The sequence below is a fragment of the Luteibacter sp. TLI7-4A genome (assembly GCF_056754745.1).
Genome location: NZ_JBPGWO010000001.1, coordinates 729,772 through 750,295, shown reverse-complemented (window position 1 = coordinate 750,295; position 20,524 = coordinate 729,772). Strand labels below are relative to the sequence as shown.

The window sequence follows — 20,524 nt, the reverse complement described above, 5'->3', positions numbered from 1 at the left end:
ACCGACCTGGGGACGGATGTTTCGATGGCATTGCTGATCGTGCTGGCCGCGCTGGCCTTCCTGATGCTGGTCGCCTACCGCGGCTACAGCGTCATCCTGTTCGCGCCGGTGGCGGCGCTGGGCGCGGTCTTGCTGACCGATCCCGGCCTCGTCGCGCCGATGTTCACCGGCCTGTTCATGGACAAGATGGTCGGCTTCCTCAAGCTGTACTTTCCCGTGTTCATGCTCGGCGCGGTGTTCGGCAAGCTGATCGAACTCTCGGGTTTCTCGCGCTCCATCGTCGCGGGCACCATCGGCCTGCTCGGCGAGAAGCGCGCCATCCTGTCGATCGTGCTGGTCTGTGCACTGCTCACCTATGGCGGCGTGTCGCTGTTCGTCGTCGTGTTCGCGGTCTATCCCTTCGCCGCGGAACTGTTCCGCCAGGCGCGGATACCGAAGCGGCTGATCCCCGGAACGATCGCGCTGGGGGCCTTCACCTTCACCATGGACTCGCTGCCGGGCACGCCGCAGATCCAGAACATCATCCCCACCGCGTTCTTCGGCACGGATACCTGGGCCGCGCCGTGGCTCGGCACGCTGGGCTCGGTCTTCATCCTCGCCGCCGGCCTGCTCTACCTGGAGCGCCGCCGGCGCGCGGCGGCGATCGCAGGCGAAGGCTATGGCGATGGCCTGGCCAACGAGCCGGTCGCGTTCTCCGGCGAGCGTTTGCCGCATCCGCTGATCGCCCTCCTTCCGCTGATCGTCGTGGGCGTGGCGAACAAGCTGCTCACCGTGGCGATACCCCGCGTCTACGGTAGTACCCAGTCCTTCGTTCCCACCGTCGTCGGCGGCGCGCCGCCGGTCGTGCAGGAGGTTTCCAAGGTGGCCGCGATATGGGCGGTCGAAGGTGCGCTGCTGCTCGGCATCGCCTGCGTGCTGGCGTTCGCCTGGCGCCCCGTCGCCACCCGCTTCGCCGAAGGCAGCAAGGCCGCCGTGGGCGGCGCGCTGCTCGCGTCGATGAACACGGCGTCCGAGTACGGTTTCGGCGCCGTGATCGCCGCCCTGCCCGGTTTCCGCACGGTCGCGGACGCCCTGCACGCGATACCGAACCCGCTCGTCAACGAGGCCGTCTCCGTGACCGTGCTCGCCGGCATCACGGGATCGGCGTCGGGCGGGCTGAGCATCGCGCTGGGCGCGATGAGCCAGTCCTTCATCGAGAACGCGCACGCCGCCGGCATCCCGATGGAAGTGCTCCATCGCATCGCCGCGATGGCGTCCGGCGGCATGGACACGCTGCCGCACAACGGTGCCGTGATCACCTTGCTGGCCGTGACCGGCCTCACCCATCGCCAGTCGTACCGCGACATCTTCGCGATCACCGTCATCAAGACCCTCGCGGTCTTCGTGGCGATCGTCGCCTACTACGCGCTCGGGGTGGTCTGACCGCGCGCATCACACCACGGAGGCAAAGCCATGCGTTTCACCATGTCGCTGTTCGCCCTGCTGTTGTTCGCCTGCGGTTCCGCCCACGCGGCCTGTGTCGATTCCGTCGTGCTCGTGCACGGCAACACCGGCAGCCCGTCCGATTTCCAGGCCACCCACGACCTGCTGCGCCAGCGTGGCTACACGGAATCGCAGATCCTGGCGCCGAGCTGGGGCAATGCGTTCTGCGCCGCCTGCAACGACCATAACGGCAGCGAGGAAACACCGGTGGAGAACGCCATCGTCGACGCGCTGGCCTCTTCCTGCACAGGCAAGATCGACGTCATCGGCCACTCGATGGGCGCCACCCTCGCCGCCCGCGTGATCGATCGCATCGGCGCCGCTGGTTCGGTCAACACCTTCATCGGCATCGCGGGGGCCTTCCGCGGCCTCTACTCGTGCGGCATGTACCCCTTCAACGTCGCCACGACGACCTGCGGGGCCTGGGGCCTGTCGATCGGCAGCCCCTTCCTCAACGGCATCGCGGGACACCGCTTCGGCGCGAAGATGTATTCGTTCAAGTCGTACGCCGACGAGATCAACTGCTACGGCGGCGTGTGCCTGGTCTATGGCGTGCACACGTCGCAGATCCAAGGGGAAACGGCCAGCTACACGTTCCCCTATGGGCATTACGGCCTGCTCTGGTATACCGCCGCGCAGCAGGCCGATCTGCTCTGAGGCGTCAGCTGTAGCGGACGCCGATGATCTCGTAGCTCTTCACGCCATTGGGCGCGGTGAAATCGAACTCGTCGCCTTCGCTCTTGCCGATGAGGGCACGGGCGATGGGCGACGACACCGCGATGAGGTTCTGCTTGATGTCGGCCTCGAGGTCGCCCACGATCTGATAGGTGACCCTGGTGTCGGTGTCGACATCGACCAGGTCGACGATCGCGCCGAAGACGATGCGCTTGCCGACGCCGAGGCGCTCGGTGTCGATGATCTCGGAGTTCGACAAGGCGGCTTCGAGTTCGCTGATGCGGCCCTCGTTGAAGCCATGCATCTCGCGCGCGGCGTGATACTCGGCGTTCTCCTTGAGATCGCCATGCGCGCGCGCCTCGGCCACCGCCGCGATGATTTCCTGGCGCTTCGGGCCTTTCAGGTACTCCAGCTCCGCGCGCAGGCGCTCGGCGCCCTTCTGGGTCATGGGAGGACGGGTGCTGCTCATGCGTTGAGCTCCTTGTGCAGGTCCTGCAGGCTGTTCACTTCGCCGTTGGCGTGGAAGTCGAGCGAGTGCACGAGGGCACGCGCGCCTGCGACGGTCGTGGAATAGGTGACGCGCTGCTGCAGCGCCTCGCGACGGATCGAGAACGAATCGGAGATGGCCTGCTTGCCTTCCGTCGTGTTGACGATATAGACGACTTCGCCGTTCTTGATCAGGTCGACGATGTGCGGACGGCCCTCAAGCACCTTGTTGATGCGCTCGCACTTCACGCCGTTGTGCTCCAGGAAGGCGGCCGTACCGGTCGTGGCGACGATCACGTAACCGCGCGCGGCGACGTCCTGGGCGATCGGCAGCAGGCGGTCCTTGTCGGCGTCACGCACCGACATGAAGACCTTGCCCTTCGGCGGCGCCTTGATACCGGCGGCCTCGTGCCCGCGTGCGAAGGCGGCGCCGAAGCTGCGGCCGACACCCATCACCTCGCCCGTGGAACGCATCTCGGGACCGAGGATCGGGTCGACGTTCTGGAACTTCAGGAACGGGAAGATCGCTTCCTTCACCGAGTAATACGACGGAATGATCTCCTTCGTCGCGCCCTGGTCGGCGAGCGTGCGGCCGGCCATGGCGCGCGCGGCGATCTTCGCCAGCGACATGCCCGTGGCCTTGCAGACGAAAGGCACCGTGCGCGAGGCGCGCGGGTTCACTTCGAGGATGAAGACGTCGTCACCCTGGATGGCGAACTGCGTGTTCATCAGGCCGATGACCTTCAGTTCGCGGGCCAGCTCGGTGACCTGGCGACGCATCTCGTCCTGCACTTCCTGCGAGAGCGAATACGGCGGCAGCGAGCACGAGGAATCGCCCGAGTGCACGCCGGCTTCCTCGATGTGTTCCATGATGCCGCCGATCAGGACGTTGCCCTCGGCGTCGGCGACGATGTCCACGTCCACTTCCACCGCGTGGTCGAGGAAGCGGTCGAGCAACACCGGCGAATCGTTGGATACCTGCACGGCGTCGCGGATGTAACGCGACAGGTCGGCGTCGGCGTAGACGATTTCCATGGCGCGGCCGCCGAGCACGTAGCTCGGGCGCACGACCAGCGGGTAGCCGATCTCGCGAGCCAGGGCCAGCGCCTCGTCGGCGTTACGCGCGGTGCGGTTCGGCGGCTGCTTGAGGTCGAGCTTGGTGATCAGCTGCTGGAAACGCTCACGGTCTTCCGCCAGGTCGATCGACTCGGCGGAGGTACCGATCACGGGCACGCCGGCGGCTTCGAGCGCACGCGCGAGTTTCAGCGGCGTCTGCCCGCCGTACTGCACGATCACGCCCTTGGGTTTTTCGAGGTCGACGATCTCCAGCACGTCTTCCAGCGTCAGCGGCTCGAAGTACAGGCGGTCGGACGTGTCGTAGTCGGTGGACACGGTCTCCGGGTTGCAGTTGACCATGATGGTCTCGAAACCATCCTCGCGCAGGGCGAGCGCCGCGTGCACGCAGCAGTAGTCGAACTCGATGCCCTGGCCGATGCGGTTCGGGCCGCCGCCGAGGACGATGATCTTGTCCTTGTCGGTCGGGTTCGCTTCGCACTCTTCCTCGTACGTGGAATACATGTACGCGGTGGTGGTGGCGAATTCGGCGGCGCAGGAGTCGACGCGCTTGTACACCGGGCGCACGCCCAGGGTGCGGCGCACGTGGCGCACGGCGGCCTCGTCGGTGCCGACCAGTTCGGCCAGGCGCGCATCGGAGAAACCCATGCGCTTGAGTTCGCGCATGCGCGGCTCGTCGAGCGCGGTGAGGCCCTGGCGCTGCACCTCGCCCTCGGTCATCACGATGTCCTCGAACGCGGCGAGGAACCAGGGATCGATGCGCGTGAGGTTGTGCACTTCTTCCAGCGAGAGGCCCGCGCGGAAGGCGTCGGCCACGTGGAAGACGCGGTCCGGACGCGGCTCGCGCAGTTCGCGCTTGAGGATCTGGAAGCCTTCCTCGCTGCCGATGTCCAGTCCCGTCGGGTTCAGTCCGGTCTTGCCGATTTCCAGGCCACGCAAGGCCTTCTGCATCGACTCGTGGAAGGTGCGGCCCATCGCCATCACCTCGCCCACCGACTTCATCTGGGTGGTGAGGCGTGCGTCGGCGGCCGGGAACTTCTCGAAGGCGAAGCGCGGGATCTTGGTGACGACGTAATCGATCGACGGCTCGAACGAAGCCGGCGTGAGACCGCCGGTGATGTCGTTCTTGAGTTCGTCGAGCGTATAGCCGACGGCGAGCTTCGCGGCGACCTTGGCGATCGGGAAACCGGTGGCCTTGGAGGCCAGCGCCGAGGAACGCGATACGCGCGGGTTCATCTCGATGACCACGACGCGGCCATCCTCGGCGTTGATGCCGAACTGCACGTTGGAACCGCCGGTATCGACGCCGATCTTGCGCAGCACCGCGATGGAGGCGTTGCGCAGGCGCTGGTATTCCTTGTCCGTGAGGGTCTGCGCGGGGGCCACGGTGATGGAATCGCCGGTGTGCACGCCCATCGGATCGAAGTTCTCGATCGAGCAGACGATGATGCAGTTGTCCGCCTTGTCGCGGACCACTTCCATCTCGAATTCCTTCCAGCCCAGCACCGATTCCTCGACCAGCACCTCGTGCACGGGCGAGAGTTCGAGGCCGCGGCCGACGATCTCGACGAATTCTTCCTTGTTATAGGCGATACCGCCGCCCGAACCGCCGAGTGTGAAGCTCGGGCGGATGATGGTCGGGAAGCCGACGGTGGTCTGGATTTCCAGCGCCTGTTCCATCGAGCGGGCGACTTCCGCCTTCGGGCATTCCAGGCCGATCTCGGCCATGGCCTTGCGGAAGAGGTCGCGGTCTTCCGCCATGCGGATGGCGTCGCGCGACGCGCCGATCAGCTCGACGTTGTACTTCTCCAGCACGCCGTTGTCGGCGAGGTCGAGCGCGCAGTTGAGGCCGGTCTGGCCACCCATCGTGGGCAGCACGGCGTCCGGGCGCTCCTTGGCGATGATGCGCTCGACGGTCTGCCAGTTGATCGGCTCGATGTAGACGGCGTGGGCCGTCTCCGGGTCGGTCATGATCGTCGCCGGATTCGAATTGACCAGGACGACGCGGTAACCCTCTTCCTTCAGCGCCTTGCATGCCTGCGCGCCGGAGTAGTCGAATTCGCAGGCCTGGCCGATGACGATCGGGCCGGCGCCGATGACGAGGATGGTCTTGATGTCTGAACGCTTGGGCATGGTTTCTCTCGCGAATCGAAGGCTGATGGTCTAGCGGGCGGCGGTACGGCGTCAGGACGCCTTGGTCGCCTTGCCCTGCTCCATCGAGGCGATGAACTGGTCGAACAGGTAGCCGACGTCCTCCGGGCCCGGGCTGGCTTCCGGGTGGCCCTGGAAGCAGAACGCCGGGCGGTCCGTCAGGGCGAAGCCCTGCAAGGAGCCGTCGAACAGCGAGGTATGGGTGATGCGCACGTTGGCCGGCAGGGTATCCGGGTCCACCGCGAAGCCGTGGTTCTGGGAACTGATCAGCACGCGGCCCGAATCGTGGTCCTTCACCGGGTGGTTCGCGCCGTGGTGGCCGAACTTCATCTTCGAGGTCTTCGCGCCGATCGCCAGCGCCAGGATCTGGTGGCCCAGGCAGATACCGAACAAGGGAATCTTCGTTTCGAGGATCTCGCGCGTGGCGGCGATCGCGTAGTCGCACGCGGCCGGGTCGCCCGGGCCATTGGCGAGGAAGATGCCGTCGGGGTTCATCGCCAGCACTTCCGCGGCCGGCGTCTGCGCGGGAACCACGGTGATGTCGCAGCCGCGGCCGGCGAGCAGGCGCAGGATGTTCTGCTTCACGCCGTAATCGAAGGCCACCACGCGGTACTTCTTCGGCGCGTTGTAGAAGGCCTGCTTGTCGAGGTCGTAGACGCCCTCGCTCCACTGGTAGGTCCTGGTGGTGCTGACCACCTTGGCCAGGTCCATGCCGTTGAGGCCCGGGAAGGCCTTGGCCTTGGCGACCGCAGCGTCCACGTCGATGCCTTCGCCGGCGACGATGCAGCCGTTGAGCGCGCCCTTCTCGCGAAGGATGCGGGTGAGCCGGCGCGTGTCGATGCCCGCGATCGCGACCACGCCGTGGCGGGCGAGGTAATGCGGCAGCGGTTCGGTGCTGCGCCAGTTGCTGGCCAGGCGCGGCACGTCGCGCACGATCATGCCGGCCGCGTGGACGCGGTCGGCCTCGACGTCGACGTCGTTCGTGCCGGTATTGCCGATATGGGGATAGGTGAGCGTGACGATCTGGCGGGAGTACGACGGGTCGGTCAGGATTTCCTGATAACCGGTCATGGCGGTGTTGAACACCACCTCGCCAACCGTCTCACCGCGGGCACCGACCGCGTGGCCGTGAAAAACGCTGCCGTCTTCGAGAGCAAGCAGAGCAGGAGTACGCATGGGATGGCCGCCTTCAGGTGCAGCAAAGCCCGCAAGCCAGCAAAAAGCGGCTCGTGGGCCTTGGGGATAAGGAATCGTAGGGCGGGTAAGAATGATAGGTGTGAAAGGCCTTTCTGTCCACCGGCAAACGATGAACGGGCACGTGGCCGAATATCGCAGGGACGGCGGTCCGACACGATACAATGCCCGTGAGGTACCTACCCGAGACCCGCCCGCATGCTGCTCGACCCCGCCCGCCTGGAACGTCCCGACACCGACATCAGGCACGAGCCGTTTTCGTTCATGATCGCCCACGGACAACTCCCGGACGACGCGCGCAACGACCTGGAGCGCGACTTCCCGCAGTACAGCAGCGCCGGGTTCTTCCCCTACGACGCCAGCGACTGCGGCCCCTCGGTGAACGAATTGGTGGAACAGATGACCTCGCGGGCGTTCTCCGCCGCCATCGGCCGTCACCTGGGCATCGAAGGCCTGGAGAACTACCCCACCCTGGTCACCCTTTGCCGCCTGCTCAACCGACGCCACGGCACGATCCACACCGACAGCAAGTCGAAGATCGCCACGGCCCTGATCTATCTCAATCCCATGTGGCCGGACACCAGCGACGGCTGCCTGCGTTTCCTTCGTTCGATCAATAACATAGACGATATGGTCGCGCCGGAGTTGAAGCCGCTGTATGGAGAGTTCGCCGTGTTCCGCCGGGCCGAGAACTCCTTCCACGGCCACCTGCCCTACGAGGGCGAGCGCCGGGTGATCCAGGTGGCGTGGCTCACCTCGGAAGAGGAAAAGACCCGCAAGACCAAGCGGGGCAAGTTCTCGCGGGCGTTCAAGAAGATCTTCGGCAAGCTCGACCGCAAGATGGGCGCCGACCGCGACCGCAGCGCGTCGCATCCGGACTGAGGCGGCCCCATCGCCGACAGGGTCGGCTCCCACCAGGCTTCGACTGCACACCGCAGGACGGTACTTGTGGGAGCCGCTTCAGCGGCGACGGGCCTCGTGAAGACATGCCCGCTGCCGCGGGATCGCCGGCACAGCCGGCTCCCACAAGAGCCGGGCCTGTCGGCGATTCGGGCGCCCTCAACGCACCCCGAAATACCACCCCACGAACAGCGCGAACACCCCATAAAGCGCCCCGATCGGCATCAGCCAGCGCGCCTCCACCGCTCCCCGGCGGAACATCGCCCACAAGGCCACCACCGCCACGGCCGTGATCACGCCCGCCACGATCAGCGGCGTGTCGAACAGCCACGGCGTCGCGAACAGCGCCAACGAACTGGGAATCGTCGCCTGGATCATCATCGCCCCGGAGATGTTCGCCAGCGCCAGCCGCTCCTTGCCCTGGCGCACCCAGATCAGCGCATTCACCGTCTCGGGCAATTCGGTGGCGACCGGACTCAACACCAGCGCGACCAGATGCGGCGACAGGTGGAAGAACGCGCCCAGCGCTTCCAGCTGCCACACGAACGTGCGCGAGGCGATGGCGATCACCACCAGGGCCAGCCCCGTCTGCAACATCACCCAGCTCATGCCGGGGTTAGCCTCGTGCGGCCGGAAGGTCAGCGGCTCCAGCTCCTCGTCGTCCGGCCCGCTGGTGTCGTCGCGCATTTCACGCCACACGTAGAACGCGTACGACAGCAGGAACAGCACGCCCAGCCACGGCTTCCAGCTGAAGGCGACGAGGCCCAGGCCCACCTTGACGACGAAGATCGCGAGGAACCACGACTGGTCGCGCGCCAGCCGCCGGTTATCCACCCGGACCCGCGTATCCGGCCTTTTCAGGCGTTTACGGCCTGCGTATAAAGCGAATCCGACCACCGCATAGGCGATGGTCGCCAACACCAGGGGGCCACCGAGCGCCGCCCCGACGCCGATGTCGCGCGCCTCCGGCGTCTTGCCGAAAACCACGGCGACGAAGGTCACGGCGCTTTCCGGCAAGGCGGTACCGAAGGCGGCCAGCACGGTACCGGTCGTGGTCGAACCGAGGTTGAGCTTGCGCCCGAACCATTCGACGCCGTTGACGAAGTACTCGCAGGCGAAATAGATGGCCCCGGCGGAAACCAGGAACAGGAAGCACGTCAGCAGCATGTTTCGCTTATAGGCCGGGCGAGCGCGAGAAAACCGATGGCGCAACGACACCGCTCGCCCGGCCGGGTGAGCATGTCGATGGCCAAAGGTCTCGCCGGGCGGGCGACGCACTCTCCATGCGTCGCTGCCGTTCGCGCCATGGGGTCGCAAGGACCGCCAAGTCTGTTGACGCGAACTCCTCAGGGGGAACGAGGATGGCTACTCCCCAATGACATCGGCGCGGATGTTAACACGGCTTCGAGATCTCAAGCCCTTTTGGAGGCGATCACGTCTTCGATCGACCAGGCGCCGGGCGCACGGCCGGCGATCCATGCGGCGGCCTCGAGGGCCCCGCGCGCGAAGATCGAACGATCGGTCGCGCGGTGGCCGAGCTCGATGCGCTCGCCCTGCCCCATCAACAAGGCCTGGTGCTCGCCGACGATGTCGCCGCCGCGAACGACGGCGAAGCCGATCGTGCCGGCCTTGCGCGCCCCCGGCCGGCCTTCGCGCGAATAGACGGCCAGTTCTTCGAGGGTGGCGCCACGCCCCGCGGCGGCGGCATGGCCGAGCGCCAGCGCGGTGCCGGAGGGGGCGTCTTCCTTGCGGTTGTGGTGGGCTTCGACGATGTCGAGGTCCCATCCGGGCAAGGCTGCCGCGGCTTCCCGCAGGAGGCGCGTGAGCACGGCCACGCCGAGGCTGAAATTGGCGGCGCGAAGGACGGCGATGCGATCGGCCGCCTTCGCCAGGCGATCTTCCAGCGCGTCGGAAAGCCCGGTCGTGCCGGTGACCAGCGCAGCGCCGCTTTCCTCGCAATGATCGAGCGCCGCCGCGAGGCCTTCCGGTCCGCTGAAGTCGACGACGACGTCGACACCGGCGGCGTCGGTCCAGTCGGTGAAGCGCAACGCGGAAAGGTCGCCATGGACGGCCTTGCCGAGTCGCGGCGAGCCGGCAGAGACGATGGCCCGGGCGAGCTCGAACCGTTCGTCCTCACGCACGAGCCCGAGCAGCGCGAGCCCCATGCGGCCGGAAGCGCCGCTGATGGCGAGACGGACGGGACGGGTCATGCAGGCGGCCTTGGCTGGGAAGGAGGACGAATCGTAGCAGCCACCGCCACGGCCCGCGGGGCCAGGACAGAAGCTCGCATGCCATAATCCCGGGTCCCGCAGCTGACCCGATCCCCATGGCCCGTCGCATCCTCGTCACCAACGCGCTTCCCTATGCCAATGGCCCGCTCCACCTCGGCCACATGCTCGGCTACATCCAGGCCGATATCTGGGCGCGCGCGCAGCGAATGCAGGGCAACGAGGTCTGGTACGTCGCCGGCGAGGACGCCCACGGCACGCCGATCATGCTGGCCGCGGAAAAGGTCGGGAAGTCTCCGGAAGACTACATCGCCGGCATCCGCGCCGGCCATGAAGCCGACTTCACCGACTTTCACTTCAGCTACGACCAGTACCACACCACGCATTCGCCGGAGAACCAGGATCTCGCGACGGCCATCTACACGCGCCTGCGCGACGGCGGCTACATCGCCCGTCGCGACATCCAGCAGCTGTACGATCCCGAGCGCGACATGTTCCTGCCGGACCGCTACATCAAGGGCACCTGCCCCAACTGCGGCACGCCCGACCAGTACGGCGACAACTGCGAGAACTGCGGCGCCACCTACGCGCCCACGGACCTCATCTCCCCCTATTCCGTCATGTCCGGCGCGACGCCGATCCTGCGCGATTCGGAGCACTACTTCTTCGAGCTGGGCAAGTTCGAGACCCTGCTGCGCGACTGGTTCGACGGCAAGTTCACCGGTGGCAAGCCGGTGGCGAACAGTGGCGTGACGGCGAAACTCGCCGAATGGCTCGACGGCGGATTGCGCGATTGGGACATCTCGCGCGACGCGCCCTATTTCGGCTTTCCCATCCCCGACGCGCCGGGCAAGTTCTTCTATGTCTGGCTCGACGCCCCGGTCGGCTACCTCGCCTCGTTCAAGGCGCTTTGCGAGCGGACGGACCTGCGCTTCGACGATTTCCTCGGTGCCGACAGCACCGCCGAGATGCATCACTTCCTGGGCAAGGACATCATCAACTTCCACGGCCTGTTCTGGCCGGCGATGTTGCACGGTGCCGGCATGCGCACGCCCACGGCGTTGCACGTGAACGGATACCTGACGGTGAACGGCGCGAAGATGTCCAAGTCGCGCGGCACCTTCATCCAGGCCCGCACCTACCTCGACACGGGGCTCGACCCCGAGGCCCTGCGTTACTACTTCGCGACGATGCTCGGCCCGCAGCCGGTGGACGTCGACCTCGACCTGAAATCGTTCGAGGAACGGGTCAACTCGCACCTCGTCGGCAAGTGGGCGAACATCGCCAGCCGCACGGCCGGCTTCCTGCACACCCACTTCGGCGGCACGCTCGCCGATCGCTTCGACGATGAGGCCACGGCGCTGTGGCGCGACCTGCTCGCGCAGTACGACGGTATCGAAGCGGTCTACGAGGCGGATGAATTCGCGGAAGTATCGCGCCGCTTCGTCGCCATGGCCGACGCCGTGAATGGCTACATCGCCGCCAAGGCGCCCTGGGTCATCGCCCGCGACGAATCGCGTCGCGACGAACTGCAGCAGGTCTGCTCGTTCGCCATCAACGCGTTCCGCCTGCTGTCCGGCCTGCTCAAGCCGATCCTGCCGGTCACCGTCGGGGCGGCGGAAGTCTTCCTCGGCGCGCCCATCGCCAACTTCGCCGACGCGCGCCGCGAGTTGTCCGGCCATACCGTCAATGCCTTTTCGCCGCTGTTCGGCCGCCTCGATCCGAAGAAGATCGAGGCGATGATCGAGGCCTCGAAAGAATCCTTCTCGCCCGCGGAACAAGCCAAGGCCGTCACCGCGATCGCCAAATCCGCCAAGAAAACCACGGAAGCACCGAAACCGATGACCGACGCCGCCGCGAACGCCACCATTTCCATCGACGACTTCGCCAAGCTCGACCTGCGTGTCGGCAAGGTGCTGGCCTGCGAGTTCGTCGAAGGCTCGGACAAGTTGCTGCGTTTCGAGCTCGATGCCGGCCCGCTGGGCAAGCGCCAGATTTTCTCCGGCATCCGCGCCGCCTATGCCGAGCCCGAAAAACTCGTCGGCCGCAACGTGGTCTTCATCGCCAACCTGGCGCCGCGCAAGATGCGCTTCGGCTTGTCCGAGGGCATGATCCTCTCCGCCGGTGATGGCGGCGCGGACCTGTTCCTGCTCGATGCCGATCAGGGCGCGGCGCCGGGCGCCACCGTCCGCTGACGACCCTCCGCATCGGCACGCGCCAGCCATGACGCCATCGCTCGCCGACCGGATCGACGACCTGCTGCCGCAGACGCAGTGCGAGCAATGCGGTTTCCACGGCTGCCGCCCCTATGCGGAAGCGATCGCCGCCGGCGATGCCGGTATCGATCGCTGCCCGCCGGGTGGCACCGCCGGTATCGCGCGGCTCGCCGCCCTGCTCGACCGCCCGGTCGTTCCGCTCGATCCCACGCATGGCGTGGAGAAACCACGCACGCTGGCACGCATCGTCGAAGCCGACTGCATCGGTTGCACGAAATGCATCCAGGTGTGCCCCGTCGACGCCATCGTCGGATCGTCGAAAATGATGCACACGGTGATCGCCGATCTCTGCACCGGCTGCGAACTGTGCGTGCCCGCCTGCCCGGTGGACTGCATCACGCTCGACCCGATGCCACTGGCCCAGGTGGACGACCGCGCGCATGCGGACGCGGCGCGCTCGCGCTTCCAGCACCGCGAACGTCGGCTCGCCCGCGAACGCGATGCGCGCGAACGCAAGCTCGCCGCGAGCAAGGCGGACGTCGCCGCGGCCACGACGCGAAATCCCGTGCTGGAGGCCCTGGCCCGGGCCAAGGCGAAGAAAAAGGATCATCCGTGAAGAAGGCCGACGTGGTCGAGATGTTCAGCCGCCTGCGCGAGCTGAATCCACACCCCAAGACCGAACTGGAATACACCACCCCCTTCGAACTGCTGACGGCCGTGGCGTTGTCCGCCCAGGCCACCGATGTCGGCGTGAACAAGGCCACGCGCAAGCTGTTTCCCGTGGCGAACACGCCGCAGAAGATCCTCGACCTCGGCCTGGAGAAGTTGAAGGGCTACATCAGCACCATCGGCCTCTACAACAACAAGGCGAAGAACCTCATCGCCATGAGCCAGATCCTCGTCGACCGTTATGCGGGCGAGGTGCCGCGCTCACGCGAAGCGCTGGAGGAACTGCCCGGTGTCGGTCGGAAGACGGCCAATGTCGTGCTGAACACCGCCTTCGGCGAGCCGACCCTGGCGGTGGACACGCATATCTTCCGTGTCGCCAATCGCACGGGCCTCGCCCCGGGACCGGACGTGCGCAAGGTCGAGGACAAGCTGGTCAAGGTGATCCCGAAGGAGTTCATCCAGGACGCGCACCACTGGCTGATCCTGCATGGGCGCTACGTGTGCAAGGCGCGGAAACCGGAGTGCCCTGTCTGTCCGATCGTCGACTTGTGTGCTTACAAGCATAAGACGAAGGCGCTCGACTGAGAGCATCGCCGACAGGGTCGGCTCCCACCGGGTTGCGATAACCTGGTGGGAGCCGACTTGTCGGCGATTCGGCGATTCGGGCGCTAGGCAACCTGCCTGGAACCCTCCACCCGACGCCCGAGCTCCTGCCAGTCGACGATCAATTCACAACCGCGCTTCGACGCATTGCTGCCCCACTCGCGCAGCAGTTCCAGCGACGCCTGGTCCACGTGATGCAAGCGGTCCATCATCACCGACAGCCGCGTGTTCGGCGGGATGCGCTCGAGCGTGCGCGCCATCGACGGCACCTTGAGGAACGTAGCCGAACCCTCCAGGTGCAGCGTGGCCATGCCCGGCTCGTCGTGATGGGTCACGTCCATCTTCAACTTGGACGAGAGCAGCGCCAGACGCAGCAGCGACAGCCCGAACCCGACGATGACACCCGTCAGTAGGTCCGTGGCGACGATGGCCAGCGTGGTCGCGACATAGACCGCGGCCGTGCCCTTGCCATAGGCGGCGAGGCTCTTGATCTGCTTCGGATTGACCATCTTCACGCCGGTGAACACCAGGATGCCCGCGAGGCACGAGACCGGTGTCATCCGCATCAACCACGGCAACAGCATCACGAAGGCCAGCAGCCAGCCGCCATGCATGATCGCGGCCATGCGCGTGGCCGAACCGGCCTGCACATTGGCCGCGCTGCGCACGATCACGCCCGTCATCGGCAACGCGCCGAGGAAACCGCAGATGAGGTTGCCCACGCCCTGCGCCGTCAGCTCACGATCGTAGTTCGTGCGCTCGCCATCATGCATGCGATCCACGGCGGCAGCCGAGAGCAAGGTCTCCGCACTGGCGATGAAGGCGAAGGTCGCCGCGGCCACCAGCAAGGTCGCGTCGAACACGCCGAACAGGCTGCCCAGGCTCGGCAAGTTCACCGCCGAGAACAGGTTCGATGGCACGTCCACGCGCTTCACGTCGAACGCCCCGAACTGCGCCGCCGCGGTCATCGCCACGACAGCGAGCAGGGCACCCGGGACGAAACGCAGCCTCGCCGGGCGGAGCTTTTCCCACGCGAGCATGATCGCGATCGTGCCGAGACCGATCATCAGCGCGGCCGGCGCCTGTCCTTCGCCGGCCCCCGTCACCGATTCCCAGACGGCACCGGGCAGCGCGGCGAAGTTCTCCAGGCCGCGGGCCTTGGGAACCGCGTCGAGCAACACGTGCGACTGCGAAGCGACGATGAGGATGCCGATGCCCGAAAGCATGCCGGCGACCACCGCGGGCGAGGTCATGCGAAACCAGACGCCCACGCGGCAAAGGCCGGCGGCGATCTGGATCAGGCCGGCAAGAAGCACGACGGGGCCAAGGGCGGCCACGCCGTGCTCGCGCACCAGTTCGAACACCAGGACCGCGAGGCCCGCCGCCGGGCCGCTGACCTGCAGCGGCGAACCGGCGATGGCGCCCACGACGATACCGCCGACGATGCCGGTGATGAGTCCCGCGCTGGGCGGCATGCCCGACGCGATCGCGATACCCATGCATAGCGGCAATGCGACAAGAAAAACGACCACCGATCCTAGGAGGTCGCGGCCAAACAGGCCCTGGGAGAAATAAGCACGCATGGCGAACATTCCTTAAGCGGCGGACGCGACCGGCGGACGCGTGGAGAAACGAGCGTGCGGGGTAGCGTCCGGCACGTTCGTATCCCCGGCGACCAGCGGACGGAAGCGGCCTTCGACCGGGTCGAAAGCGGTGATCTCCGTCTTGGCGATGTCGTAGATCCAGCCGTGGATGCGCAGGCTTCCATTGGCCATGGCGGCGGCCACGGCGGGCAGCGTACGCAGGTGCTCCAGCTGGCCGACGACGTTTTCCTCCGTGAGGTAACGCAGGCCTTCCTCACCATGGATGGTGGGACGGTTTTCGGCCACCACGTATCGCGCCACGTCGGCATGCTTGAGCCACTGCTCGACCGACGGCTTGCCTTGCAGCAGGGCCGGATTCTGCAATGCCTTCATCGCGCCGCAGTCGGAATGGCCGCAGATGACGATGTGCTGCACCTTGAGCGCCGACACGGCGTATTCGATCGCCGCCATCACGCCACTGACGTGCTGCGCGTAAGGGGGAACGATGTTACCCACGTTGCGGTAGACGAAGATGTCGCCGGGCTGCGCCGCGAACATCAGTTCCGGCATCACGCGCGAATCGGCGCAGGTGATGAACATCGTGTGCGGAGTCTGTCCCGAAGCCAGCCGTGCGAAGAGCTCGCGCTGTTCGGCGGTCATATGGCGACGAAAGTGATGAAAACCCTGGATGAGACGTTCCATGGCGGTGTTCCTCTTTGGGGAGAATGGGGGCGAGCGCGCACTCTCGCTGGCGACCGGCTTGGCCGGCACGCACGGATCAACGGATTGCGGGGGTATGGCGAAGCCGGGCGCGCGGAACGGCGCCGGCGCGATCAGCCGATGGGAGGGCGCAGATCGAGGCTGGGATGGTGCGGTCGGGGCGCTGGCAGGATGCCTTGCGGACGGGCCTCGACCAGATGCGGCACGGTTACCGCATGCTGCGGCGGCACATCGAAGGTGTCGTCCAGGCCGCCACCGTTATCTTCGATCGAGGGCACGGGGTCCTGGTCGGCCAGGTCCACGGTATCGTCGAGGGCGTCGCCCGAGGGCGACGCGTATTGCTGTTCCATGACCGAAGAGGCGTGCCTCTCGCACGGCATCGCCTGCACGCCGGCACACACGACGAACAGCGCGAGAAGCACGAGAAACGTGCTCGCGATGCGACGCATGGTGGCGGTCGGAAGAAGGTTCATGCACCCGAACCTACCCAGCGAATGTGACGGATGCAAGTGCGGCGTCGCACCAAATTCAGGACGAGCCGTGTTTTTTCTTCGAAAACGTGATGCAGCAAGGGCTTTTTGGTGATTGCACGCTGGATGGAAGGACGCGACGTGCTGGATTTGGACGTCCGGATGGCTGTCACATTCCTGAGACGATTCGCAACTGCAAGAAAAATTCTTCGCGGAGCCCGGCCACGCCGCCGCTCGGGGAGGCTCCGTTGGAGGCTCTGTTGGGAGAGGTTTGGTGGGAGAGGTTTGGTGGGAGAGATTTGGTGGGAGAGATTTGGTGGGAGCCGACCTTGTCGGCGATCCCGCGGCAGCGGGCCAGGTTGCCGCAAGCACCCATCGCCGACAAGGTCGGCTCCCACAGAGGTCGGCTCCCACAAAGGCCGGCTGCCACAAAGGTCGGCTCTCACAACGGGTGGCTGTCATCAAGGCCGGCTGCCATCAAGGGTAGCTGCCATGGGAGTTTTCCTTTCCCAAAGGCAAAAAAACGGCGGGCTTGCGCCCGCCGTTCGTTCGTCCTTGAGCAGAACTCCTTTCCGATGCTCTTTAGAAGCTCAGCATGCCCCAGAAGCCCACTTCGTTCGTCTTGTAGTGGTACGGGGTGGCCAGCGGGCCGTCCAGCTGGTTGTGCTTGTAGACGAGGGCCAGCTTCAGGTTCTTCAACACGTCGTACGAGATACCGGCGTTGTAGTACTTGTCTTTCAGCTCGCGCTCGACGTCGGTCAGCGTCGTGTACTTGTAGCTCACGTGGTCGTAGCGAGCGAAGACGGCGAACTGGTCGTAGAAGTGCCAGTCGGCCCACACGGAGTAACCATCGGCCTTGTCCTTGACCGAGAGCGGAGTACCGGTGCCCTGATACTTCAGGATGTCGTCCCAGTTCTCGGAGTGGAAGTACTCCACGCCGGCGCCCCAGGTCTTGTCGCGCCAGGCCACCATGGCGTCGCCACGGCTGGCGGTACGGGTCGGCACGCCGTCCTCGACGTCGTTGCCGCGCTTGCCGGAGTAACCGCCCACGGCTATGACCATCTGCTCGATCGGCGAGTAACCGAAGCGCGCTTCCGTGTCCACGCTCTTCGAACGGCTCAGGTTGCGATAGCCGCGGCCGTTGACGACCGACACCTGGTAGTTGATCGAGTTGTCGCCGGTGGTCGCGCCCAGGGCATGGACACCCCAGTCGGACGAGTTGCCGAACGCGCCGACGCCGCCGGCGGTCGCGGTCGAGCCGCTGCGGCCACCCTCGAACGAGCGGTCGGTGATGGTGTTCTCGACATAGCGGTAGCCGTACCACTTCTCGACGAACGGAATCCACGGCATGTCGGCCGCGCCGAAGCGGACGGTGAACAGCTGGTCGAACTTGCCCTGCACATAGGCCTTCTTCACGAAGAGGCTGGTCTGTGACAGCGTCGACTGGTAGTTGAAGTCGGTGGTCAGGTTGGCCGACCAGACGTCGTCGAACTTGTGGTCGACGGTCAGGTAGAAGCGCTTCACATCGAAGCCAGTGCCGTTGACGGCGCCATGGCCGTCCTTGTGCTGGCTCGGCTGCGTGCCGAGCTTCTCGGTGTGGCTCATGTTCGACACGTCGAAGAACATCGTGCCGCCGACATGGGTGTTGTCGACCAGCTTGTTCAGCGCATCGAGCTTCTTGGAGAGGTCTTCGGTCGGCTTGGTGGCAGCGACCTGCACGTCGTTGACGGCCTTGGCCGTTTCGATCTGCGCGTCGGCCTGGGCTTCCTGCTTGCTCTCCAGCTCGGAGACCTTGGCCTGGAGCGCGGCGAGCTGCGCCTGCAGCTGCTGAAGGGTGGCGGCGTCGACCGTGACCCGGGCCGGCTGCTGCGACTTGGGCGTCGCGGCAAGGGCCGAGAAGCTGGTCACGCCCAGACCGGCAGCGATGGCCACCGTGAGCAACTTGGAACGCATGGGATTTCTCCGCTTAAGGATGGATGTGTGTGGAACCCCTGACCCCTCCTGAGACTTTTCTGTCCGAAAATCCTCAAAAGGGCCCAACGGCGCGAAGAATGAGCCGTCGCCTTTACCGTTCCATGCCTTTTTTGTTACAGATCCGAGACACGCGCACACTCCCTTAACGCCCGGGTCCGCCGGGGCGCGTGCCGGCGCGGGTCCCGGGCTGATATCCTTTAAGGATGGATACGACGAGTAACAGCACCGCTTCGAGCATGGCCGGGCGGTTCAGGGGATTCCTGCCGGTCATCGTCGATGTCGAGACCGGCGGTTTCGATGCCGAACGCGACGCCCTGCTGGAAATCGCGGTGGTGCCCATCGCCATGGAGTCCTCGGGCTTCCTGGTGCCGCAGGCGGCGGTCTCGGCGAACGTGGAACCGTTCCCCGGCGCCAACATCGACCCGCGTTCGTTGGAAATCACGGGGATCGACCCGGACCACCCCTTTCGTGGTGCCCTGCCCGAGCGCCAGGCACTCGATCATGTGTTCAATGCGATACGCGACGCGGTAAAGGCCGCCGAATGCCAGCGGGCGGTGCTGGTGGGCCATAACGCCGCCTTCGACCTGGCCTTCCTCAACGCGGCCGTGCGCCGCACGGGCCACAAGCGCAACCCGTTCCATCCCTTCAGCTGCTTCGACACCGCCACCCTCGGTGGCCTCGCCTACGGGCAGACGGTGCTGAGCAAGGCGGTGCTGGCCGCGGGTCTCTCTTTCGACACCCGGGAGGCGCACTCGGCCATCTACGATGCGGAGCGCACGGCGGAGCTTTTCTGCGAAATCGTCAACCGCTGGCGTCGACTGGAGCTTGCCGAGCGCGAAATGGCGGCTTCGATCGCGGTCTGAGACGTTTCGTAAGTTCCTGAATATGACACCAAAAAGGCGGGTGTCATACCGCTGCAACATTCGGTACGTCTCATTGCAACACGGCAGGGCTGGAATACAGCCCCGGGCGGGCCTCGCCCGACACTCATTCACCCGAGGAAAGCTCCGTGTTCACACACAAACTCCGTATTGCAGCGCTCGTCGCCGCGTCCCTTTTCGGCATGTCCGCCCAGGCTACCGACATCACGGGCGCCGGCTCGAGCTTCGTCTACCCGGTCCTGTCGAAGTGGTCGGCGACGTATGCTGAGAACACCGGCAACAAGCTGAACTACCAGTCGGTCGGCTCGGGTGCGGGCATCGCCCAGATCAAGGAAGGCACGATCGATTTCGGCGCCTCCGACGCCCCGATGAGCGCGGAAGACCTGACCAAGTTCGGCCTCGGCCAGTTCCCGGTCGTCGTCGGCGGCATCGTGCCCATCGTCAACTTGCAGGGCATCGCCCCCGGCCAGATCAAGATCGACGGCAAGCTGCTCGCCGACATCTACCTGGGCAAGATCGCCCGCTGGAACGACCCGGCCGTCGCCGCGCTGAACCCCGGCGTGAAGATTCCCGACGTCAAGATCACCGTGGTGCATCGCTCGGACGGCTCGGGCACCTCGTTCAACTTCACCAACTACCTGTCCAAGGTCAGCCCGGAGTGGGCGTCGAAGGTGAAGTTCGGCACGGCCGTCGAGTGGCCGGCGGGCGTGGGCGGCAAGGGTAACGAGGGCGTCGCGCAGTACGTGCGCCAGATCCCGGGCTCGATCGGCTACGTGGAATACGCCTACGCCACCAAGAACAAGCTCTCCTACGCGCAGATGCAGAACGCCGCCGGCCAGTGGGTACAGCCGAACGCCGACAGCTTCGCCGCCGCGGCCGCCACGGCCGACTGGAAGAGCGCCAAGGACTTCAACCTGATCATGACCAACGCCCCGGGCGCGCAGGCGTGGCCGATCACGGCGACGACCTGGGTGATCATGTACAAGAAGGCCAAGAACGCCTCGCACGCCAAGGTCGCCTTCGACTTCTTCAAGTGGTCGCTGGAAAAGGGCCAGGCGCAGGCCGCCTCGCTCGATTACGTCGCCCTGCCGGCGCCGCTGGTGCAGCAGATCGAAGCCTACTGGGCTTCCGAGTTCAAGAACTGACCCGATCTCGACAGTCCGGCTGACACATAGCGGGCCCAGAGTATCGTCCAAGGGGTCGCCGTTCCGACAGGGG

17 protein-coding genes and 1 riboswitch are annotated in these 20,524 nt (G+C 65.8%); of the genes, 8 read left to right on the top strand and 9 right to left on the bottom strand.

The window, feature by feature from the left end; genetic code table 11:
- Positions 1 to 24 precede the first annotated feature (24 nt).
- Complete coding sequence (locus ACR9Y6_RS03320) at positions 25 to 1,422, top strand: GntP family permease (protein ID WP_481279982.1); 1,398 nt, start codon at positions 25 to 27, stop codon at positions 1,420 to 1,422.
- Positions 1,423 to 1,452: 30 nt separating this feature from the next.
- On the top strand, positions 1,453 to 2,139 hold the full coding sequence (locus ACR9Y6_RS03315) for an alpha/beta fold hydrolase (RefSeq protein ID WP_481279981.1): 687 nt from the start codon (positions 1,453 to 1,455) through the stop codon (positions 2,137 to 2,139).
- Positions 2,140 to 2,143: 4 nt separating this feature from the next.
- Here the strand turns inward: ACR9Y6_RS03315 and greA are convergent, their stop codons facing one another.
- Genes greA through carA form a run of 3 tightly spaced genes read right to left on the bottom strand, consistent with a single transcriptional unit; the run spans position 2,144 to position 7,044 of the window.
- Entirely contained in the window at positions 2,144 to 2,626 is a 483-nt protein-coding gene (greA, locus tag ACR9Y6_RS03310; protein ID WP_481279980.1) for a transcription elongation factor GreA, read from the bottom strand.
- The gene (carB, locus tag ACR9Y6_RS03305; RefSeq protein WP_481279979.1) at positions 2,623 to 5,850 is read right to left on the bottom strand and encodes a carbamoyl-phosphate synthase large subunit; all 3,228 of its coding nucleotides are present in this window, start codon (positions 5,848 to 5,850) and stop codon (positions 2,623 to 2,625) included. The genes greA and carB overlap by 4 nt, the downstream gene beginning before the upstream one ends.
- Positions 5,851 to 5,901: 51 nt before the next feature.
- Positions 5,902 to 7,044: a glutamine-hydrolyzing carbamoyl-phosphate synthase small subunit gene (gene carA, locus ACR9Y6_RS03300; RefSeq protein WP_481279978.1), complete on the bottom strand. Its 1,143-nt coding sequence runs from the start codon at positions 7,042 to 7,044 to the stop codon at positions 5,902 to 5,904.
- Positions 7,045 to 7,260: 216 nt separating this feature from the next.
- Here carA and ACR9Y6_RS03295 point away from each other — a divergent pair, with 216 nt between their 5' ends.
- Positions 7,261 to 7,944: a 2OG-Fe(II) oxygenase family protein gene (locus ACR9Y6_RS03295; protein ID WP_429199780.1), complete on the top strand. Its 684-nt coding sequence runs from the start codon at positions 7,261 to 7,263 to the stop codon at positions 7,942 to 7,944.
- Positions 7,945 to 8,121: 177 nt separating this feature from the next.
- Here the strand turns inward: ACR9Y6_RS03295 and ACR9Y6_RS03290 are convergent, their stop codons facing one another.
- A complete protein-coding gene (locus ACR9Y6_RS03290) occupies positions 8,122 to 9,129 on the bottom strand; it encodes a sodium:calcium antiporter (RefSeq protein ID WP_481279977.1) in 1,008 nt (335 codons plus the stop codon).
- A gap of 16 nt (positions 9,130 to 9,145) precedes the next feature.
- Positions 9,146 to 9,348: riboswitch (yybP-ykoY riboswitch) on the bottom strand.
- 26 nt (positions 9,349 to 9,374) lie between these two features.
- Positions 9,375 to 10,172, bottom strand: coding sequence for a 4-hydroxy-tetrahydrodipicolinate reductase (gene dapB, locus ACR9Y6_RS03285; protein WP_481279976.1), 798 nt, complete (start codon positions 10,170 to 10,172; stop codon positions 9,375 to 9,377).
- 116 nt (positions 10,173 to 10,288) lie between these two features.
- Here dapB and metG point away from each other — a divergent pair, with 116 nt between their 5' ends.
- Genes metG through nth form a run of 3 tightly spaced genes read left to right on the top strand, consistent with a single transcriptional unit; the run spans position 10,289 to position 13,660 of the window.
- Positions 10,289 to 12,385: a methionine--tRNA ligase gene (gene metG, locus ACR9Y6_RS03280; RefSeq protein WP_481279975.1), complete on the top strand. Its 2,097-nt coding sequence runs from the start codon at positions 10,289 to 10,291 to the stop codon at positions 12,383 to 12,385.
- A gap of 28 nt (positions 12,386 to 12,413) precedes the next feature.
- Complete coding sequence (rsxB, locus tag ACR9Y6_RS03275; RefSeq protein WP_481279974.1) at positions 12,414 to 13,022, top strand: electron transport complex subunit RsxB; 609 nt, start codon at positions 12,414 to 12,416, stop codon at positions 13,020 to 13,022.
- 20 nt (positions 13,023 to 13,042) lie between these two features.
- Positions 13,043 to 13,660 carry an endonuclease III gene (gene nth, locus ACR9Y6_RS03270; protein WP_481282679.1) on the top strand — a complete coding sequence of 206 codons (618 nt, stop codon included), beginning with the start codon at positions 13,043 to 13,045 and terminating at the stop codon, positions 13,658 to 13,660.
- A gap of 83 nt (positions 13,661 to 13,743) precedes the next feature.
- Here the strand turns inward: nth and ACR9Y6_RS03265 are convergent, their stop codons facing one another.
- The 4 genes from ACR9Y6_RS03265 to ACR9Y6_RS03250 form a co-directional block, all read right to left on the bottom strand.
- Entirely contained in the window at positions 13,744 to 15,261 is a 1,518-nt protein-coding gene (locus ACR9Y6_RS03265) for a SulP family inorganic anion transporter (protein ID WP_481279973.1), read from the bottom strand.
- A 12-nt stretch (positions 15,262 to 15,273) separates the two neighbouring features.
- Positions 15,274 to 15,963, bottom strand: coding sequence for a carbonic anhydrase (locus ACR9Y6_RS03260; protein ID WP_481279972.1), 690 nt, complete (start codon positions 15,961 to 15,963; stop codon positions 15,274 to 15,276).
- Positions 15,964 to 16,094: 131 nt separating this feature from the next.
- Complete coding sequence (locus ACR9Y6_RS03255) at positions 16,095 to 16,454, bottom strand: hypothetical protein (protein ID WP_481279971.1); 360 nt, start codon at positions 16,452 to 16,454, stop codon at positions 16,095 to 16,097.
- A 579-nt stretch (positions 16,455 to 17,033) separates the two neighbouring features.
- A complete protein-coding gene (locus tag ACR9Y6_RS03250) occupies positions 17,034 to 18,404 on the bottom strand; it encodes a porin (protein WP_481279970.1) in 1,371 nt (456 codons plus the stop codon).
- A gap of 224 nt (positions 18,405 to 18,628) precedes the next feature.
- Here ACR9Y6_RS03250 and rnt point away from each other — a divergent pair, with 224 nt between their 5' ends.
- Together rnt and pstS are read left to right on the top strand one after the other, a co-directional pair.
- Positions 18,629 to 19,288 carry a ribonuclease T gene (gene rnt, locus ACR9Y6_RS03245; RefSeq protein ID WP_481279969.1) on the top strand — a complete coding sequence of 220 codons (660 nt, stop codon included), beginning with the start codon at positions 18,629 to 18,631 and terminating at the stop codon, positions 19,286 to 19,288.
- Between the two features lie 146 nt (positions 19,289 to 19,434).
- Complete coding sequence (pstS, locus tag ACR9Y6_RS03240; protein WP_481279968.1) at positions 19,435 to 20,451, top strand: phosphate ABC transporter substrate-binding protein PstS; 1,017 nt, start codon at positions 19,435 to 19,437, stop codon at positions 20,449 to 20,451.
- Positions 20,452 to 20,524 lie beyond the last annotated feature (73 nt).

Bases quoted from the DNA above. Each gene is read 5' to 3' on its own strand.
- ACR9Y6_RS03320 (WP_481279982.1), top strand. From the start codon at position 25: ATGGCATTGCTGATCGTGCTGGCCGCGCTGGCCTTCCTGATGCTGGTC.
- ACR9Y6_RS03250 (WP_481279970.1), bottom strand. From the start codon at position 18,404: ATGCGTTCCAAGTTGCTCACGGTGGCCATCGCTGCCGGTCTGGGCGTG.
- ACR9Y6_RS03315 (WP_481279981.1), top strand. From the start codon at position 1,453: ATGCGTTTCACCATGTCGCTGTTCGCCCTGCTGTTGTTCGCCTGCGGT.
- greA (WP_481279980.1), bottom strand. From the start codon at position 2,626: ATGAGCAGCACCCGTCCTCCCATGACCCAGAAGGGCGCCGAGCGCCTG.
- carA (WP_481279978.1), bottom strand. From the start codon at position 7,044: ATGCGTACTCCTGCTCTGCTTGCTCTCGAAGACGGCAGCGTTTTTCAC.
- ACR9Y6_RS03290 (WP_481279977.1), bottom strand. From the start codon at position 9,129: ATGCTGCTGACGTGCTTCCTGTTCCTGGTTTCCGCCGGGGCCATCTAT.
- nth (WP_481282679.1), top strand. From the start codon at position 13,043: ATGTTCAGCCGCCTGCGCGAGCTGAATCCACACCCCAAGACCGAACTG.
- rnt (WP_481279969.1), top strand. From the start codon at position 18,629: ATGGATACGACGAGTAACAGCACCGCTTCGAGCATGGCCGGGCGGTTC.
- ACR9Y6_RS03260 (WP_481279972.1), bottom strand. From the start codon at position 15,963: ATGGAACGTCTCATCCAGGGTTTTCATCACTTTCGTCGCCATATGACC.
- dapB (WP_481279976.1), bottom strand. From the start codon at position 10,172: ATGACCCGTCCCGTCCGTCTCGCCATCAGCGGCGCTTCCGGCCGCATG.
- metG (WP_481279975.1), top strand. From the start codon at position 10,289: ATGGCCCGTCGCATCCTCGTCACCAACGCGCTTCCCTATGCCAATGGC.
- ACR9Y6_RS03295 (WP_429199780.1), top strand. From the start codon at position 7,261: ATGCTGCTCGACCCCGCCCGCCTGGAACGTCCCGACACCGACATCAGG.
- carB (WP_481279979.1), bottom strand. From the start codon at position 5,850: ATGCCCAAGCGTTCAGACATCAAGACCATCCTCGTCATCGGCGCCGGC.
- rsxB (WP_481279974.1), top strand. From the start codon at position 12,414: ATGACGCCATCGCTCGCCGACCGGATCGACGACCTGCTGCCGCAGACG.
- ACR9Y6_RS03265 (WP_481279973.1), bottom strand. From the start codon at position 15,261: ATGCGTGCTTATTTCTCCCAGGGCCTGTTTGGCCGCGACCTCCTAGGA.
- ACR9Y6_RS03255 (WP_481279971.1), bottom strand. From the start codon at position 16,454: ATGAACCTTCTTCCGACCGCCACCATGCGTCGCATCGCGAGCACGTTT.